Origin of the sequence: Streptomyces violaceus (assembly GCF_036014075.1) — a bacterium.
GTDB classification, from domain to species: domain Bacteria; phylum Actinomycetota; class Actinomycetes; order Streptomycetales; family Streptomycetaceae; genus Streptomyces; species Streptomyces violaceus.
The window spans coordinates 5,182,430-5,199,698 of sequence record NZ_CP107911.1 but is presented as its reverse complement, the minus strand read 5'-3'; the positions used below and the strand labels follow the sequence as shown (position 1 = coordinate 5,199,698).

Sequence of the window (17,269 nt, the reverse complement as noted above, 5' to 3'; positions counted from 1 at the left end):
CGGGACTTCGGTCCCGGGCCGTGATTTTCGTGATCTATCTCGCAGGTGGCATGAACGGTTCACACACCCCGAAACCGGACCGCGGCGGGTGTCACGCCGCCACCGGCTGCTTGGTCTCCGCCGCCTGGGCCGCGGTGCCCTCCCCGGGTGCCGTGGTGGCTCCCGGGGCCTGCTTGCGCATGCCCTTCAGGACGACCACCAGGGCCGTCGTGACACAGACGCCCGCGGCGATGGCGACGAGGTAGAGCAGCGGGTTGCCGATCAGCGGGACCACGAAGATGCCGCCGTGCGGGGCGCGCAGGGTGGCGCCGAAGGCCATCGACAGGGCGCCGGTGATCGCGCCGCCCGCCATGGAGGCCGGGATGACGCGCAGCGGGTCGGCCGCGGCGAACGGGATCGCGCCCTCGGAGATGAAGGAGGCGCCGAGCACCCAGGCGGCCTTGCCGTTCTCGCGCTCGGTCTGGTTGAAGAGCTTGCCTCGCACGGTCGTCGCCAGGGCCATGGCCAGCGGCGGGACCATGCCGGCCGCCATCACCGCGGCCATGATCTTCATCGCCGAGTCGCTGGGGCTGGCCACCGCGATGCCGGCCGTGGCGAAGGTGTAGGCGACCTTGTTGACGGGGCCGCCGAGGTCGAAGCACATCATCAGGCCGAGGAGGGCGCCGAGCAGGATGGCGTTGCTGCCGGACAGGCCGTTCAGCCAGTCGGTCATGCCCTTCTGCGCCTCGGCGATGGGCTTGCCGATGACGACGAACATCAGGAACCCGACGATCGCCGAGGAGATCAGCGGGATCACCACCACCGGCATGATGCCGCGCAGCGCCGCCGGGATGTTCACCTTCTGGATCGCGATCACCACGCCACCGGCGATCAGACCGGCCGCCAGGCCGCCGAGGAAGCCGGCGTTGATGTTGAACGCGATCATGCCGCCGACGAACCCGGGGACGATGCCGGGCCGGTCGGCCATGCCGTAGGCGATGTAGCCGGCCAGGACCGGGACGAGGAAGCCGAAGGCGACACCGCCGATCTGGAAGAACAGGGCCGCCCAGCTGTCGGCCTGCATCCACATGAAGTGGTCCATCACCGACGGTGCCTTGTCGACCTTGTAGCCGCCGATCGCGAACCCGAGGGCGATCAGCAGACCGCCCGCGGCGACGAACGGGACCATGTAACTGACGCCGGACATCAGCCACTTGCGCAGCTTGGTGCCGTAGCCCTCGCCGGAGTCGCCGGTGCGCTCGACGGGCGTGGTGCCCGGGGAGCCGGAGGTGACCTCGCCGCGCGCGGCCTTCTCGCGGACCTCGGCGATGAGTTCGGCGGGACGGTTGATGCCCGCCTTCACGCCGACGTCGACGGTCGGCTTGCCTGCGAACCGGTCCTTCTCCCGTACGGACACGTCGTGGGCGAAGATCACGCCGTCCGCCGCCGCGATGACCTCCGGGTCGAGCCGGGTGAAACCGGCCGAGCCCTGCGTCTCGACGGTGACCTCGACGCCCGCCTCACGGCCGGCGTTCTCCAGCGACTCGGCCGCCATGTAGGTGTGGGCGATGCCGGTGGGGCAGGAGGTGACGGCGACGATGCGGAACGGGCGTTCCGCGTCGGGCTCTTCGGCCCCGGCCCCGTCGTCCTCGGACTCTTCGGTGACCGTGGCGGCGGCGGGAGAGGCCGCTCCCGCCGACGCCACGGTGTCTTCGGAACCCGCGGATGCGGGTGCGTCCGGCTCTTCGCCGCGGATCAGGGCCGCCGCGGCCGGCGCGTCGCCCACCGAGCGCAGCGCGTCGGTGAACTCGGTGTTCATCAGCTGCCGGGCCAGCGACGACAGGATCGTCAGATGCGCGTCGTCGGCGCCGGCCGGCGCGGCGATCAGGAAGATCAGGTCGGCGGGGCCGTCCGTCGCACCGAAGTCGATGCCGTCGGAGCTGCGCCCGAAGGCGAGCGTCGGCTCGGTGACGTGCTCGCTGCGGCAGTGCGGGATGCCGATGCCGCCGTCGAGGCCGGTCGGCATCTGGGCCTCGCGGGCGGCCACGTCGGCGAGGAAGCCGTCCAGGTCGGTCACCCGGCCCAGGGCCACCATGCGCTCGGCGAGGGCGCGCGCCGCCGCTTCCTTGGTGTCGGCGGACAGGTCGAGATCGACCAGGTCCGCGGTGATCATGTCGCTCATCGCGGGCTCCTTAGCTCGCGTATCGCCCGGTGCGTGGGGTGGGCGGGGGAAGGGACGGGGGTGCTGCGGTGGGGGGTGACGAGGGTGGTGGCGGGGAGTAACGGAGAGACCCGCCGCTCGAGGTCCGGTTCGTGCGTCTCGAGGTACGTCATGACACCGGCTCCTTCAGCACACGGTCCGCCGGGACCTCCGCCGTGACCGTCACCGCCGCGGGGTCCAGGTCACCCGGCGTCGGCATGACGCTGCCGGGCAGCTGGACGGCCGCCGCGCCATGGGCGACCGCGGAGGCGAGGGCGTCGGGGCCGCTGCCGCCGGCGATCAGGAAGCCGGCGAGAGAGGAGTCACCGGCGCCCACGTTGCTGCGGACGGCGTCCACGCGGGCGCTGCCGAACCAGGCGCCCTCGTCGGACACCAGCAGCTGCCCGTCGGCACCGAGGCTCGCGAGGACGGCCCGGGCACCCATCGCGCGCAGTTCCTCGGCCGCCTTCACGGCGTCACCGACGGTGGCGAGGGGGCGGCCGACGGCTCCGGCGAGTTCCTCGGCGTTCGGCTTGACCACGTCGGGCCGTTCGCGGAGCGCCTCCAACAGCGCGGGCCCGGAGGTGTCCAGGGCGATCCGGGCACCGGCGGCATGCGTGCGGGCGACCAGCTCGGCGTACCAGGAGGGGGCGAGGCCTCGCGGGAGGCTGCCGCAGCAGGCGATCCAGGCGGCGTCGCCTGACTGCTGCCGTACGGTCTCCAGGAGCAGTTCCCGCTCGGCCTCGGACAGTTCCGGACCCGGTGCGTTGATCTTCGTCAGGACGCCGTCGGCCTCGGCGAGGGCGATGTTGGAGCGGGTGGCCCCGGCGACCGGGACCGGAGCGACCTCGATGCCCTGCGCGTCGAGCAGGTCGGCGACGAGCGCGCCCGGGGCGCCGCCCAGGGGCAGGACCGCCACGGTGCGCTGTCCGGCCGCGGCGACCGCGCGCGAGACGTTCACGCCCTTGCCGCCCGGGTCCATCCGCTCGCCGGTGGCGCGGATGACCTCGCCGCGGTCGAGGGACGGCACCTCGTAGGTGCGGTCCAGTGACGGGTTGGGGGTGACGGTGAGGATCATGCGCGCACTACTTCCGTGCCGCCGCGCTCGATGGCGACGGCGTCTTCGGGGCTCAGCCCGCTGTCGGTGATCAGCAGGTCCACATCGCTCAGGTCGCCGAAGCGGGCGAAGTGCTCCTGGCCGTGCTTGGAGGAGTCGGCGATCAGGACCACCCGGCGGGCGGCGGCCACGGCCGCGCGTTTCACGGCGGCCTCGGCGAGGTCGGGGGTGGTCAGACCGTGTTCGGCGGAGAAGCCATTGGCGGCCACGAACAGCACGTCGGCGCGGATCTCGCCGTAGGCCCTGAGCGCCCAGGCGTCCACGGCGGCGCGCGTACGGTGCCGCACGCGCCCTCCGATGAGGTGGAGCTGGATGCCGGGGTGGTCGGCCAGGCGGGCCGCGATGGGCAGGCTGTGCGTGACGACGGTGAGGGAGGCCTCCAGCGGGAGGGCGGCGGCCATCTTGGCCACCGTCGTACCGGCGTCGAGGATCATCGTGCCCTCGCTCGGCAGTTCCGCGAGGGCCGCCTTGGCGATGCGGTCCTTCTCGTCGGCCGCCGCGGTCTCGCGCTCGGCGAGGTCCGGCTCGAAGTCGAGACGCCCGATCGGGATGGCTCCGCCGTGCACCCGGCGGACCATGCCGGCCCGGTCGAGGGCCTTCAGATCCCGGCGGATCGTCTCCGCCGTCACCTGGAACTGCTCGGCCAGCGACACGACATCCACTCGGCCGCCGTCACGGGCGAGCCGGAGGATCTCCTGCTGCCGCTCCGGTGCGTACATGTCTGTTTCGCCTCCGCCTCGTGCCCGAACGTGTGGTTTCAGCGGGAGGCTACGCCGAGATTTCTGCGAAGTAAACAGGTTCGGGCTTAATCGGGCATGATCGGAAACAGAAAACGGGCCCGGCTCCCCTTGAAGGTGCCGGGCCCGTACTGCGCTGTCAGACCAGCGCCGGTTCCTTCCCTCCCGCCGGGAGCGACTCACCCTCCACGTGCTGCGCCGGCCGCTTCGGCAGGGCGAACATCAGCAGGAAGATGACGGCCATCACCGCGGCCACCCAACCGAGCGCGTTCTCGAAGGCGTTGGCGAAGGCCGGCCCCACCTCGTCGCGGCTCAGGTGGTCGCTGATCGAGCCGAAGAAGACGACCGACACCAGCCCGAGCCCGAGCGCGTTGCCCATCTGCTGCACGGTGTTGATCAGGCCGGAGGCCGATCCGGAGTGCTCGCGCGGCACCTCGGAGAGGATCGCGTCGGTCAGCGGCGCGACGATCAGGCCCATGCCGACGCCCATCACGACCAGCGGGAGGGCCATCTGCCAGGGGGTGATGGCGAGGCCGTAGTGCCCGGACTCCCAGACGTAGAGCAGCACCCCGGCCGCCATCACCAGCGCGCCCGCCTGGAGCACCTTGCGCCCGAAGCGCGGGACCAGCTTCTGCACCGACATCCCGGCGGCCACCGACACCGCGATCGAGAACGGCACCCCGGTCAGCCCGGCCTTGAGCGGGCTCCAGCCCAGCCCGAACTGCATGTACAGCGTCCAGACCAGGAAGAAGATGCCGAGCGCGACTCCGAAGACCGTCTGCACGGCGATCCCGGCCGCGAAGCTCTTGACCCGGAACAGCGACAGCTCGACCAGCGGGGAGCCGTCCCGTGCGCTCTTGCGCCTCTCGTACGCCACCAGCGCCGCGAGGACGATCAGCGCGCCGGCCATCGAGACGTACCCCCACAGCGGCCAGCCCAGCTCGCGGCCGCGGATGAGCGGGTAGAGCAGCATCAGCAGGCCCAGCGTCACGAGCGCGACACCCATCAGGTCCAGCTTCAGGGCCCGCGGCGCCTTGGACTCGGTGATGAACCGGCTGCCGAGGATCAGGCCCGCGACACCCACGGGCAGGTTGATCAGGAAGATCGAGCGCCACTCCCACCCGAACAGGTTCCACTCGGTCAGCAGCGCGCCCAGCAGTGGACCGGACACGGCCCCGAGACCGACGACCGCGCCGAACAGCCCGAACACCTTGCCCCGCTCGTGCGCCGGGAAGGTCGCGTGCACGATCGACAGCACCTGCGGCACCATCAGTGCCGCCATCGCGCCCTGCAGGAACCGCGAGGCCACCAGCATCTCCGGGTTCACCGCGAGGCCGCACAGCGCGGAGGCGACGGTGAAGCCGCCGATGCCGACGAGGAAGATCCGCTTGCGGCCGTGGATGTCGCCGAGCCGTCCGCCGGTGATCAGCCCGGCGGCGAACGCGAGGGCGTAGCCGGCGGTGATCCACTGGATCTCGCGAAGGACGCGCCCGCCTCCCGCTGGATCGACGGGATGGCGATGTTGACGATCGTGACGTCGACGAGGTCCATGAAAGCCGCGGTCATCACGATCGCGAGGGCGAACCAACGGCGGCGGTCGGTCCCGCCGCCCGTGGTGCCGTGGGTGGTGTCGGTGGAGGTCATGCTTCGAAGCTAGGGGGTCATTAGGTCAGATGGTGTCCTAGTGGTACGGCATCCTCGTCGGTATGACGACGGACACACCGGCCCGGCTGCTCACGCTCCTCTCCCTCCTCCAGACGCCCCGCGAATGGCCCGGCGGCGAGCTCGCCGACCGGCTCCGGGTCTCCCGCCGCACGGTCCGGCGGGACATCGACCGGCTGCGCGAACTGGGCTATCCCGTGCAGGCGACCAAGGGTGCCGACGGCGGGTACCGGCTGGTCGCCGGCAAGGCCATGCCGCCGCTCGTGCTCGACGACGAGGAGGCGGTGGCCATCGCGGTCGGGCTGCGCGCCGGGGCGGGGCACGCGGTGGAGGGCCTGGACGAGGCGTCGGTGCGGGCGCTGGCCAAGCTGGAGCAGGTGCTGCCGGGCCGCCTGCGCCACCGCGTGACCACGCTCCAGGCCGCGACCGTGCCACTGACCAGCGGGGACGGTCCGAGCATCGCACCCGAGACACTGACCGTGATGGCCTCGACGGTGGCCGGGCACGAGCGGCTGCGGTTCGCCTACCGGGCGGCGGACGGCACGGAGTCGAGGCGCCTGACGGAGCCGTACCGACTGGTGTCAACGGGCCGCCGCTGGTACCTGGTGGCGTACGACATCGACCGCGACGACTGGCGCACGTTCCGCGTCGACCGGGTGAGTGAACCGTTCGCGACAGGGGCGCGGTTCGTGCCGCGCGAGCTGCCGACGGGGAGCGCGGCGGAGTACCTGCGGCAGTCGATGCAACGGCAGCAGCAGACCTACGACTTCGAGGTCACGTTCGCCGCACCCGCCGGCTTCGTCGCCGCCCGGTTGCCGAAGTGGCTGGGGACACCCGAGCCGCTGGACGACGGCAGCTGCCGGCTGCGGGGGACGGTGGGAGACGCGGTGCAGTGGGTGGCGTTCCGGCTGGCGCTGCTGGAGTGCGACTTCGTGGTGCATGCGCCGGAGGAACTCGTCACGGCCGTGAGGGAGTTGGGGGCGCGGTTGAGCAGGGCGGCCGAGGGGGGACGGAGCATGACCTGAAGCGCCTGTTGCCGGAGGGCGGCTGCACCGCCGCATGGCCGGTTGGAGCAAGCCCGGCTGCGTGGTGTCCGTTCATCATCAAGGCTGTCCCTCATGGAGAAGACTCCCAGGGTGATCGTGGAGCCGCCGGACAGCAGAGGCCTCCGCGCGGTCAGCGTGGGTGGCACAACGGTGGGCAGCGCCTGGTCCCCGAGCGGGCTGCGCAAAGTCCTCCGGCAACTCGGCTGCCCGGAGGACATCGATCTGGAAGACCGGAGAGTCATAGTCTGGCGCGAGGCTGGCAGCGAGATATGGCCCGATCGCACGTGGCGAAGACGCACGGCCACAGCGCTCATGATGGCGGGACTGATCCTGTCCATGGCCCTGCTCACCGTCGTCGGAAGACCGGACGCCATGGGGGCACTGACCTTCGCGCAGCGCATGACGGGGTTCCTCTTCATCCTGTCCGGCGCGGTGCAGGGCCTCGCGGCGCTGGCGGCCCTCGACTACGAGGGAAAACGGCAGTTCAGGTATTCCGGGGCCGTGGTACTGGTCGGGGTGCTGATCGCCTTGATCACGGAGAGCATTTTCCTGTTCACCTGGCTCCAGGAAAGAGAACCGACATTCTACCTGCCCGTGTACCTGCTGCTCTTCAGCTGGTCGCTGTGGGCCCTCTGGCGACTGTTCCATGAGCAGGTATGGAGAGCCATCCCTCACCCCAAAAAATTTGCGACCGGGGTGGCCCTGTCCGGCCTCCTGGCCGCCACGAACTTCGCGTACTCCGCCGTCTATCAGCCCACATCCGCTCCCTTCTATATCACTCTCACGGCAAAGTTCGGCACCCCTCACACCGATCCCACCCGTCCGTTCATCCATGTGCCGGTGACATTCCAAGTGGAGAACACCGGAAAGGTTCCGGCATACATCCTTGTTGATAAGTATCTGGTTTACGGCCGTTCGGCCGAATACTCGAAGGACGACGGGGGACTGAGAGACTGGAAGAAGGCACTGGAAAAGGAATACGACGCAGAGCTTCATGTCACTGAATCAGGCAGCAAAACGATAAGCGCCGGACAATTCACCGGGCCGGGGTACTGGCTTCATCCGGGCGAGGGCCACGTAAAGGAAAAGGTGATCCAGATCCCCAGGAGCGTTGAATACGACCTCCTGGAAGCGTCCTTGGCTGTGGTGACGATGAGAATGGATCGCGGAAAGATCGACCTCCTGCAACTACAGCGGGTGCACCCCGTCTGGAAAAAGAAGGAGGGACGATTCTACTGCACACAATGCGGCGACATGATTATCCATGAGGGGAAAGTACGCCACAACAACAACATCATCAACGTCACCCGCAAACCCCGGTACGTCACCGTACTCTGGTACGGCACGCGGGAGAAGTTTGCTTACGATTGGGCCATCTCGTCCTACCAATTCGGCTCCAGAAACACCCCTGACGGGGAGGAATTGAGAGCGGAAATCGCGAGGGAAAGTGATCGGTACGGCGTGGAGCCGCGCTCGACTTCCACAAGAGTATCCATCGCGGCATTGATGGCGTCGTTGTAGCGATCTGAGCGCCGAGTTGCAGGAGGACCCCATTGGGTCCAGAGTAGTTGTAAGTGGTTGTTGTGTTTTGTACGGGCAAATCCGCATGTTTCCACAGTGCACCTGGATGTGCCATGGCCAGAAACGCCCGGCGCCGAGTCTGCCGTTACAGGGGCTGCACGTACTGCTTGGTTGCAGCCCTCTCGCTCTCAGGAGGCGTGACCGCCTCTGCGACGGGGGCCTTCGGCCAAGCCGCAACCGTGACACCGGCCCAGACTCCCTCCCCACCGCCGGACCCAGACACGCCGGATTCCGACACCCCGGAACCCGGCACGCCGACCGGGTCCAGTACTCCGCCCGAGCCCAGCAAGCCGACAGAGTCCGGGACGACGGAATCCGGGACGCAGACGCCGAGCGAGCCGACCGGCCCCAGCGCACCGACGGACTCCGGCACTCAGTCGCAGCCCTCGTCACCGGCCGACACCTCGGAACAAGCGAAGCTCATGGAGAAGCGCACGGCGGCTCTGAAGGTGCCGGAAGAAGTGAAGGAGGAAGTCGAGAACGAGCTGAGCGGGTTGTTGAAGATGAGCAAGGATACGGACATCCCGACCAGCCAACGGGCCGCCTACACGAGGATCGTGTCTCGGCTCACCGACGCGTTGGGGACGGTCCAGGATCCCAAGACGCCTCGCGAGCAGCGGGTCGCCTACACGCACATCGTGGAAAGGACGGCCGAGACACTGGGCGAGATCCAGGATCCAGGCACGCCACACGAGGAACGGTCCGCCTACACGAGAATCGTGGACGGGACAGTCAAGACGCTGGGGACGATCCAGGATCCCAAGACGCCGCGCGAGCAGCGGGCCACCTACACGGAGCTCACTGAAGAGATGACCGAGCGCTTCGGACTGTTCACGGATCAGGAAGCACCGGAGGACTTTCGGACCTTCGCCCTCAGGAACACTGAGCGGGATGTCAAAACGATCACTCTCTCTCAAGGCCAACGGACGCCGCAGCAGTATCACGAGTGGACTGTGAGTGCCATGAGCTCCTCGGGGACGAGCCAGCAGATTCTTAGCGACCGGGCCATTTCGGCGACGCAGCGAGCCGAGCTCAAGCCGGAGCAGCAAGCCGAGCTCAAGAGGAACGTGGAGCAGCTGAGCAAGAATGTGCTGAAGTCCTACGACAGGTCGGCATCTCAAGATGAGCGGGACAAGGCGAAGGATGAGGGAGAGGAATTCCTCAAAAAGATCAAGAAGACCAATGGCGAGCACTCGGACAAGCCCTTGCTGGAGATCAGGAACAAACCCTTGAGCTCTGCGGTCGCTCCGGGAGAGTTCCAGTCCTTCACCGTCAAGGTCACCAATCACGGGGATGAGGACGTCACCGGTGTGACAGTGGAGGACGAGTTCGAGTCGGCCTCGGGCGGCGCTGACGGAGGCGTCATCCACCCCGTCTTGCATGCACAGCTCATGGCGGCTTCAGGTGAGGAGCACGACTGCGACATCACTGCGGGGAGCACCGTGGTGAGCTGCCCCACGGAGGGTGACACCAAGATCGTGCCGGACGAGACGGTCACGATCGCCATCCGTGCGGTGGTGAAGGCGTCGCAGGTGCCTTACGGAGACAAGGAGAACGTCACCAAGGTGAAGTACGAGGAGGGTGCGGAGCAGGGCAGTGCCAAGTTCGCCGTCGTCAAGCCTCCGAAGTTGTCCGAGCAGGACCTCGAAGACGAACTGCGGGCCATCCGGCAATGTGCCGCGCACTTCGATTCGTCCGGCGTCTCGAGGGAGGCCCTGACCGTTTTCACCGAGGTGATGGGTGACGAGATCGCGCAGGGAACGTCTCCGGCGCAGGCCAGTGCCGAGGGCTACAAGGCCGCTCTCACCAGAGCCGGACCCGACGAAGCGGTGTCTCTCGCGGCGATACGCGTGTTCGATGTGTCTCTGCGCGACGCCGCGAAAGCCTTCAAGTCGGCAAGCGACTGCACCGCATTCGTCGACAAGGCCCTCCTGTCAGCCGAGTGACCGTAAGGCCCTGTCACCGGCGTGACCGTCCCTCATCGAGTCGCCGGCTCTCCCAGGGGAAATCCCGCAGCACCCCCAGATTCCGCAACGCCAGTTCCGCCGGCCCCTCCGGCCCGTCCGCCGGGACGTCTCCGGCCGTCGCCCAGCCCTCCACCGCCGCACGTACGGCCGCGCTCGCCACGGCGGCGGCGAAGCGCAGATGCGAGGAGGCGGGCGAGGGCGAGGGCGAGGGCGCGGCAACGTTGTCGGGGCCGGTTGTCGACCGAGTCCCAGTCCCCGTGGGGCCGGCCGTCAGCCGCGCGGCCAGTACCTCCGCCAGCGACCGCTCGGACGCCTGGCACACCTCCGCCCACACCCTGCGCAGGGACGGGTCCGCCTCGGCGAGGCGCAGGAGCGTGCGGACCCACTCCCACGAGGAGGCCGAGACGCCGACGCCGGGGGTGAGGGTGTGGCGGACGCCCTGTTCCAGTGCCTGGAGCACGCTCGCGTCGGCCGGAGCGCTGCGCACCGCAGCCACCCAGCGCTGGGCGCCGGCCGCGTAGAGCGGGACGACGGCCTCCTCCTTGGTGGCGAAGTACCGGTAGAAGGTGCGCGGGGCGATACCGGCGGCCTGGGCGATGTCCTCCGCGCGGGTGGCGCGCAGGCCGTGCCGGACGAAGAGGCCCGCCGCCGCCCGGGCGATCTCCATCCGGGTCTCGGCCTTCCGCCGCTCGGTCAGCGAGGTCTGAGGCGGGTTCGGGGTGGTGCTGCTCACGCCCGGCAGGCTATGCCCATGTGACACAATCTGCCATCTGGCGGGCCACCCCGTGGTTCAGGTACGGGGTGCCCCGCCCTCCGAGCACCACACCCCCCGAGGGCCCGTATGAGGACCCGTTTCCGAGACCTCCGCGCCCAAGAGGCCCCGTACGCAGAGAGCCGGGCCCCGGCGCCCGGGGGGAGGGACGCCGAAGCCCGGCCTTTGGAGAGTCCCGGCGCCGGGGGGAGTGCGACGGGACTTGGCTCTTGGGGGCCGAGAGGTGTGGCCCCGGGCCCGAACTGATGGACCCGGAAGTCTTGTTCCCCGACCCCTGCGGGTTAAGCGGCGTTACAACGCCATGTTTGCGCGGTCTTTCGCCACCCGGCGTACGCGGTGTCACGCCGCCGGGTGCCCCGGCGTCAGGCCGCCGCGTCGAAACCGGTGCTGCGCGCCAGCTTCTTCAGCTCCAGCAGCGCGTGCTTCTCGATCTGCCGGATGCGCTCGCGGGTCAGGCCGTGCTCCTTGCCGACCTCGGTCAGCGTGCGCTCCCGGCCGTCCTCGATGCCGTAGCGCATCTTGATGATGGAGGCCGTGCGCTGGTCGAGGCGGCCGATGAGGTCGTCGAGCTCCTCGCTGCGCAGCAGCGTGAGCACCGACTGCTCGGGCGACACCGCCGAGGTGTCCTCCAGGAGGTCGCCGAACTGGGTCTCGCCCTCGTCGTCCACCGACATGTTCAGCGAGACCGGGTCGCGGGCCCAGTCGAGCACGTCGGTGACGCGCTCCGGCGTCGAGGCGAGCTCGGCGGCGATCTCCGCGGGCTCCGGGTCCCGGCCGTGCTCGCGGTTGAACTCGCGCTGCACACGGCGGATCCGGCCGAGCTCCTCCACGAGGTGGACGGGCAGGCGGATCGTACGGGACTGGTCAGCTATCGAGCGGGTGATGGCCTGGCGGATCCACCACGTCGCGTACGTGGAGAACTTGAAGCCCTTGCGGTAGTCGAACTTCTCGACCGCGCGCACCAGGCCGGCGTTGCCCTCCTGGATCAGGTCCAGCAGCGGCAGTCCACTGCGGGGGTAGCGGCGGGCGACGGCGACGACCAGGCGGAGGTTGGAGCGGATGAAGACGTCCTTGGCCCGCTCCGCGTCGGCTATCAGGGCCTCGAGCTCGTCACGGGTGGGGTCGGCCTTGGTGTCCTCGAACCCGTCGAGGACCTGCCGCGCGAACACACCCGCCTCGATGACCTGCGACAGCTCGACCTCCTTGGCGGCGTCGAGCAGTGGTGTGCGCGCTATTTCGTCGAGGTACATGCCGACCAGGTCGCGGTCGGCGATCTCGCCGCCATGGGCGCGAACACTGCTTGCCGCGTCGGCCGTCTCGCCGGTGGCGGACTTACGACGGGCGACGGCACGGGTTGCCATGCGTGCTCCCTTGCGATGGTGAGGTCAGCGGGCGGTCCTTCGGACGCTGGACTCCGTCTCCGGGACTCTCCGGACTCTCCTCGGGTGCCCTGCATCCGATGGAAACAACGACTGGAATCAGGACAGAATTCCCAACCCGCCCCACGATTTTCCTGATCATGCAGTACCCTGTCCGGCCACCTAAGGAGGCACGATGCCGTCGGAACGTACAGAGGTGCAGGTCAGGCCAGGAGTCGAGGCCGACCTCGAAGCTCTCACAGCCCTCTACAACCACTACATACGTGAGACGGCGATCACATTCGATACCGCGATCTTCACTCCGGAAGAGCGCCGCCCTTGGCTGCTCTCCCATCCAGTAGACGGCCCGCATCGCCTGATGGTTGCCACGGGCACCAACTCACAGGAAATTCTGGGCTACGCCACCTCAAGCCCTTTCCGGCAGAAGCCCGCTTATGCAACCTCGGTGGAGACGACCGTGTACGTCGCCCCGCACGCCGGCCGCCTCGGTATCGGCACCCTGCTGTACGAGGCCCTCTTCGAAGCCCTGTCCGGCGAGGACCTGCACCGCGCCTACGCCGGCATCACCCAGCCGAACGAGGCGTCCGGCCGGCTGCACGAGCGTTTCGGCTTCCAGTACGTCGGAACGTACCGGGAGGTCGGCCGCAAGTTCGGCCGCTACTGGGACGTGGCCTGGTACGAGAAGCCGCTGTGACACCAGGGAGCGGACCCCTGTGACACCCGGGGAGCGGCCCCGTGCTCCTTGATGCGGACCCCGGGCTCCCTCGTAGTCGATTTCAGCCGAACTGGACCGACCGCTTGGCCAGCCCCATCCAAAACCCGTCGATCACCGACTTCTGCAGGTCCAGCTCACCGGCCGCGTCGGCGGCGCCCATGGTCACGAACAACGGGGCGAAGTGCTCGGTGCGCGGGTGGGCGAGCTGCCCCGCGGGCGACGTGCGGGTGAAGTCCAGCAGGGAGTCCACGTCCCGTGCCTCCAGCGCCCGGCGGCCCCAGTCGTCGAACTCCGCCGACCAGCCGGGGATGCCGCCCTGCCGGAGCGCGGCCAGGTTGTGCGTGAAGAAGCCGGAGCCGACGATCAGCACGCCCTCGTCCCGCAGGGGGGCGAGCTTGCGTCCGATCTCCATGAGCCCGGCCGGGTCGAGGGTCGGCATGGAGACCTGCAGGACGGGAATGTCGGCCTCCGGGTACATCTCGACCAGCGGGACGTACGCGCCGTGGTCGAGGCCGCGGTCGGGGACGTCCTGGACGGGCGTACCGGGGGCGCGCAGCAGCTTCCGTACCGACTCGGCGAGCTCCCGTGCGCCGGGAGCCTCGTACCTCACCCGGTAGTAGTGCTCGGGGAAGCCCCAGAAGTCGTAGACGAGGGGGACGGTCTCGGTGGCCCCGAGGGCGAGCGGGGCCTCCTCCCAGTGGGCGGAGACCATCAGGATCGCCTTGGGGCGCGGCAGTCCGGCGGACCAGGCGGCCAGCTCACCGGGCCAGACCGGGTCGTCCGCCAGCGGCGGGGCGCCGTGGCTGAGGTACAGAGCGGGCATGCGCTCCTGGGTGGCGGCGGACATGCTGCGACTCCCTCCAGAATGGTTCCCTGACAAAACTGTACGGGCCATTTGTTTAATCTTCAAGAAGGGTCCACGTAGAGTGGAACACATGAAGGCACCCGCATCCGCATCGACACCGGGCCCAGGCCAGGAGCCCCACGAACCGCGCTGGCTCACCGACGAGGAGCAGCGCGTCTGGCGCTCGTTCATGGAGGGCGTCACCCTCCTCGACGACCATCTCGACCGTCAGCTCCAGCGCGACGCGGGCATGCCGCACGTCTACTACGGCCTTCTGGTCAAGCTCGCCGAGGCGCCCGGGCGGCGACTGCGGATGACCGAGCTCGCCATGCTGGCGAAGATCACCCGCTCCCGCCTCTCGCACGCCATCGCGCGTCTGGAGAAGAACGGCTGGGTGCGCCGCGAGGACTGCCCCGACGACAAGCGGGGCCAGTTCGCCGTGCTCACGGAGGAGGGCTACGAGGTGCTGCGGCAGACCGCCCCGGGCCATGTGGAGGCCGTACGGCAGGCGGTCTTCGACCGGCTCTCCCCGGAACAGCAGAAGTCCCTCGGCGAGATCATGAGGATCGTCGCCGAGGGACTTCAGCCGACCGAAGCGGGTGCGGACCTGCCCTGGCTCCGCTGAGCCGGGGCAGGTCCTGGAATCCATAGGTACGAGGCGTCCCCTTCCTCGTGCCTACGGGTGGCCCGAAGGGGCTTTGGGGCTTTAGGGCTTTAAGGCCTTGGGGCTTTACGGGTAACCCGAAGGGGTCTTCCGTGGGCCGCCGTCAGTGGGCGACGACCGGGATCTGCACGTCGTCCGCCGCGTCCGCGTCCGCGCCGGAGCCGGTCACCGTGGAGCTGCCGGGCCGGCCGGCGTTGACGAAGGTCAGGGCGATCGCGGCGGCCACGACGAGGATGCCGACGGCGAACCAGATGGCGCTCGTGTAGCCACGCACCATGCCCTCCAGCTGGACCAGCTGCTGCTGGGACCGGCTGGTCGCCCCCACGATGTGGTCGGCGATGTACGACGTCGTCGCCGAGGCGGCGATGGTGTTCAGCAGGGCGGTACCGATGGCGCCGCCCACCTGCTGCGAGGTGTTGACCATCGCGGAGGCGACACCGGAGTCCCGGGGCTCGACACCCTGGGTGGCCAGGGACATGGCCGGCATGAACGCCGTACCCATGCCGAGCCCGAGCAGCAGCATCGCCGGCAGCAGCAGGGCCGCGTACGAGGAGCCGATCTCCAGCTGGGTCAGCAGCAGCATGCCGAGCGCGGCGACCAGGAAGCCGGGGCCCATCAGCAGGCGCGGCGCGACCCGGGTCATCAGACGGGTGCCGATCTGGGTCGAGCCCGTGATCATGCCCGCGATCATCGGCAGGAAGGCGAACCCCGTCTTGACCGGCGAGTACCCCTTCACGATCTGCAGGTAGTAGGTCAGGAAGAGGAACAGGCCGAACATCGCGATGATCGCGAGTCCGAGGGAGAGGTAGATCCCGCCGCGGTTGCGCTCGGTGATCACGCGCAGCGGCAGCAGCGGAGCCTTGACCTTGGACTCGACGAGCACGAAGGACGCCAGCAGCACGGCCGACGCGACGAACATGCCGACGGTCACGGAGTCGCTCCAGCCGTCGGACTCGGCGCGGGTGAAGCCGTAGACCAAAGCGACCAGGCCGAGGGTGGAAAGGATCACACCGGGGATGTCGAGCGAGGAGCGGTTGCGGCCGCCCTCCGGCTCACGGATGACGAAGTACGCACCGGCCGCGGCGACGATGGCGAACGGGATGTTCACGAAGAACGTCCAGCGCCAGTCCAGGTACTCGGTGAGGAAACCGCCCAGGATCAGACCGACGGCACCGCCTCCACCGGCGATCGCGCCGTAGATGCCGAACGCCTTGGCGCGCTCCTTGGCGTCGGTGAACATCACGGCGAGCAGGGAGAGCGCGGCGGGCGCGAGCAGGGCTCCGAAGACGCCCTGGAGGGCGCGGGCGCCGAACATCATCGCCTCGTTGGTGGCCGCGCCGCCGAGCGCGGAGGCCGCGGCGAAGCCGGCCAGTCCGACGACGAAGGCCTTCTTGCGGCCCCACAGGTCGGCTATCCGGCCGCCGAACAGCAGCAGACCGCCGAAGGCGAGGGCGTAGGCCGTGACGACCCACTGCCGGTTGCCGTCGGAGATGCCCAGGTCCTGCTGGGCGGAGGGCAGGGCGATGTTCACGATGGTGGCGTCCAGGACGACCATCAGCTGGGCGAGCGCGATGAAGACGAGCGCTTTCCAGCGGCCGGCGTCCGGCGCGGCGGCCGGAGTGCCGAGTGCCTTTGAGGCTGTTTCAGACATGGGTGTACCCACTTCGGGACTTCGTGACGGAAAGAGATGTCGAGAGACAGCGGATCGTCTTCGGGGACGGCCGCAGGGACTGTCGTCTTGGCTTCGGACGGTGTCTTGGCCTCGGACCGTGTCTCGACTTCGGTGTCTCGACTTCGGTGTCTCGACTTCGGTGTCTCGACTTCGGTGTCTCGACTTCGGACGGTGTCTCGGCTTCGGACGCGGTGTCTTGGCTTCAGACGGGACGTTACTGGCTTCAGACGGATGGGACGCGCTGAACTAATCGGTCAGGGCTGGCGCAGATCCTCCAGAGTCACGGCCGTGCCCGGCAGAACGGAGCGAGCGGGAGCCCGCAGCCCGTCCAGGAACAGCTGAAGATGGCGGTGGACGAAGGGGTCGGCACGGAAGCAGTCCGTCCCGGCCGGGGGCCGGCTGAGCTGAGCCACGGCGATCATGACGTCTCCGACATCCACGTCGGAGCGGAGCTGCCCGGCATCACGGGCACGGTCCATGACCTCGGCGACCTGGCTCTCGACCCGTTCGCGCGCGGCTTCCAGATCCGGGTGGTGCTTGTCGAACGTGCTGGAGACCATCGGGCACAGCGCGCTGATCCGCTCGTCGGCGGCGGCGTGCACGAAGCGCTCCAGCGCCTCGAACGCGTCGCCGGTCTCGGCGAGGGCGAGCTCGGCCGCGGCGGCCGTACGGTCCATGACGGAGCAGACGACCTCGCGGACCAGCGCGTCGCGGTCCGGGAAGTTGCGGTACACCGTGGCGTTGCCCACGCCGGCCCGGCGGGCGATCTCGTCGAGCGGCACCTCGGGGCCGTGCTCGACGAACATCTCCCGGGCGGCGGTGACGATCCGCTCCCGGTTACGCAGGGCGTCGGCGCGAGGCCGGGGCGCCTTGCGCTGTTCGGGGGTGGCGGTCTGCACGGTGTGCTCCTGGACGGGTGAGGTGTGCGGTGTTT

General features: G+C 69.0%; 13 protein-coding genes and 1 pseudogene. 5 read left to right on the top strand and 9 right to left on the bottom strand.

Features of this window, described 5'->3' with window-relative positions; all coding sequences use genetic code 11:
- Window positions 1–91: 91 nt before the first annotated feature.
- From OG542_RS23565 to OG542_RS23550, 4 genes and pseudogenes are all read right to left on the bottom strand, one after another.
- Window positions 92–2,161, bottom strand: a complete 2,070-nt coding sequence (locus OG542_RS23565; RefSeq protein ID WP_328413564.1) for a PTS fructose transporter subunit IIABC — start codon at window positions 2,159–2,161, stop codon at window positions 92–94.
- A 148-nt stretch (window positions 2,162–2,309) separates the two neighbouring features.
- A complete protein-coding gene (gene pfkB, locus OG542_RS23560) occupies window positions 2,310–3,257 on the bottom strand; it encodes a 1-phosphofructokinase (RefSeq protein WP_328413563.1) in 948 nt (315 codons plus the stop codon).
- Entirely contained in the window at window positions 3,254–4,015 is a 762-nt protein-coding gene (locus tag OG542_RS23555; protein ID WP_311126174.1) for a DeoR/GlpR family DNA-binding transcription regulator, read from the bottom strand. The genes pfkB and OG542_RS23555 overlap by 4 nt, the downstream gene beginning before the upstream one ends.
- 157 nt (window positions 4,016–4,172) lie before the next feature.
- Window positions 4,173–5,677 (bottom strand): annotated as a pseudogene (locus OG542_RS23550) (MFS transporter).
- A gap of 62 nt (window positions 5,678–5,739) precedes the next feature.
- Between OG542_RS23550 and OG542_RS23545 the strand changes: the two are divergent.
- The 3 genes from OG542_RS23545 to OG542_RS23535 all read left to right on the top strand — a co-directional run bounded on the left by OG542_RS23545 (window position 5,740) and on the right by OG542_RS23535 (window position 10,268).
- Entirely contained in the window at window positions 5,740–6,720 is a 981-nt protein-coding gene (locus OG542_RS23545; RefSeq protein ID WP_328413562.1) for a helix-turn-helix transcriptional regulator, read from the top strand.
- Window positions 6,721–6,813: 93 nt separating this feature from the next.
- Window positions 6,814–8,262, top strand: a complete 1,449-nt coding sequence (locus tag OG542_RS23540; RefSeq protein ID WP_328413561.1) for a hypothetical protein — start codon at window positions 6,814–6,816, stop codon at window positions 8,260–8,262.
- 482 nt (window positions 8,263–8,744) lie between these two features.
- A complete protein-coding gene (locus OG542_RS23535) occupies window positions 8,745–10,268 on the top strand; it encodes a hypothetical protein (RefSeq protein WP_328413560.1) in 1,524 nt (507 codons plus the stop codon).
- Window positions 10,269–10,281: 13 nt separating this feature from the next.
- Here OG542_RS23535 and OG542_RS23530 read toward each other — a convergent pair whose 3' ends face one another.
- Window positions 10,282–11,022: a TetR/AcrR family transcriptional regulator gene (locus OG542_RS23530; RefSeq protein ID WP_408057786.1), complete on the bottom strand. Its 741-nt coding sequence runs from the start codon at window positions 11,020–11,022 to the stop codon at window positions 10,282–10,284.
- 401 nt (window positions 11,023–11,423) lie between these two features.
- Window positions 11,424–12,422, bottom strand: coding sequence for a sigma-70 family RNA polymerase sigma factor (locus OG542_RS23525; protein WP_261683572.1), 999 nt, complete (start codon window positions 12,420–12,422; stop codon window positions 11,424–11,426).
- Window positions 12,423–12,615: 193 nt separating this feature from the next.
- Here OG542_RS23525 and OG542_RS23520 point away from each other — a divergent pair, with 193 nt between their 5' ends.
- The gene (locus tag OG542_RS23520; protein ID WP_261683573.1) at window positions 12,616–13,134 is read left to right on the top strand and encodes a GNAT family N-acetyltransferase; all 519 of its coding nucleotides are present in this window, start codon (window positions 12,616–12,618) and stop codon (window positions 13,132–13,134) included.
- A gap of 82 nt (window positions 13,135–13,216) precedes the next feature.
- Here OG542_RS23520 and OG542_RS23515 read toward each other — a convergent pair whose 3' ends face one another.
- Window positions 13,217–14,002 carry a dioxygenase family protein gene (locus OG542_RS23515; protein ID WP_328413559.1) on the bottom strand — a complete coding sequence of 262 codons (786 nt, stop codon included), beginning with the start codon at window positions 14,000–14,002 and terminating at the stop codon, window positions 13,217–13,219.
- Between the two features lie 88 nt (window positions 14,003–14,090).
- Here OG542_RS23515 and OG542_RS23510 point away from each other — a divergent pair, with 88 nt between their 5' ends.
- The gene (locus tag OG542_RS23510; RefSeq protein ID WP_328413558.1) at window positions 14,091–14,624 is read left to right on the top strand and encodes a MarR family winged helix-turn-helix transcriptional regulator; all 534 of its coding nucleotides are present in this window, start codon (window positions 14,091–14,093) and stop codon (window positions 14,622–14,624) included.
- Window positions 14,625–14,766: 142 nt separating this feature from the next.
- Here the strand turns inward: OG542_RS23510 and OG542_RS23505 are convergent, their stop codons facing one another.
- On the bottom strand, window positions 14,767–16,314 hold the full coding sequence (locus tag OG542_RS23505) for an MFS transporter (RefSeq protein ID WP_311126180.1): 1,548 nt from the start codon (window positions 16,312–16,314) through the stop codon (window positions 14,767–14,769).
- A gap of 275 nt (window positions 16,315–16,589) precedes the next feature.
- On the bottom strand, window positions 16,590–17,234 hold the full coding sequence (locus OG542_RS23500; RefSeq protein ID WP_193479910.1) for a TetR/AcrR family transcriptional regulator: 645 nt from the start codon (window positions 17,232–17,234) through the stop codon (window positions 16,590–16,592).
- Window positions 17,235–17,269: the final 35 nt, after the last annotated feature.

Coding starts and splice junctions, on each gene's coding strand:
- OG542_RS23565 (WP_328413564.1), bottom strand. CDS start 2,161: ATGAGCGACATGATCACCGCGGACCTGGTCGATCTCGACCTGTCCGCC.
- pfkB (WP_328413563.1), bottom strand. CDS start 3,257: ATGATCCTCACCGTCACCCCCAACCCGTCACTGGACCGCACCTACGAG.
- OG542_RS23555 (WP_311126174.1), bottom strand. CDS start 4,015: ATGTACGCACCGGAGCGGCAGCAGGAGATCCTCCGGCTCGCCCGTGAC.
- OG542_RS23545 (WP_328413562.1), top strand. CDS start 5,740: ATGACGACGGACACACCGGCCCGGCTGCTCACGCTCCTCTCCCTCCTC.
- OG542_RS23540 (WP_328413561.1), top strand. CDS start 6,814: ATGGAGAAGACTCCCAGGGTGATCGTGGAGCCGCCGGACAGCAGAGGC.
- OG542_RS23535 (WP_328413560.1), top strand. CDS start 8,745: ATGGAGAAGCGCACGGCGGCTCTGAAGGTGCCGGAAGAAGTGAAGGAG.
- OG542_RS23525 (WP_261683572.1), bottom strand. CDS start 12,422: ATGGCAACCCGTGCCGTCGCCCGTCGTAAGTCCGCCACCGGCGAGACG.
- OG542_RS23520 (WP_261683573.1), top strand. CDS start 12,616: ATGCCGTCGGAACGTACAGAGGTGCAGGTCAGGCCAGGAGTCGAGGCC.
- OG542_RS23515 (WP_328413559.1), bottom strand. CDS start 14,002: ATGTCCGCCGCCACCCAGGAGCGCATGCCCGCTCTGTACCTCAGCCAC.
- OG542_RS23510 (WP_328413558.1), top strand. CDS start 14,091: ATGAAGGCACCCGCATCCGCATCGACACCGGGCCCAGGCCAGGAGCCC.
- OG542_RS23505 (WP_311126180.1), bottom strand. CDS start 16,314: ATGTCTGAAACAGCCTCAAAGGCACTCGGCACTCCGGCCGCCGCGCCG.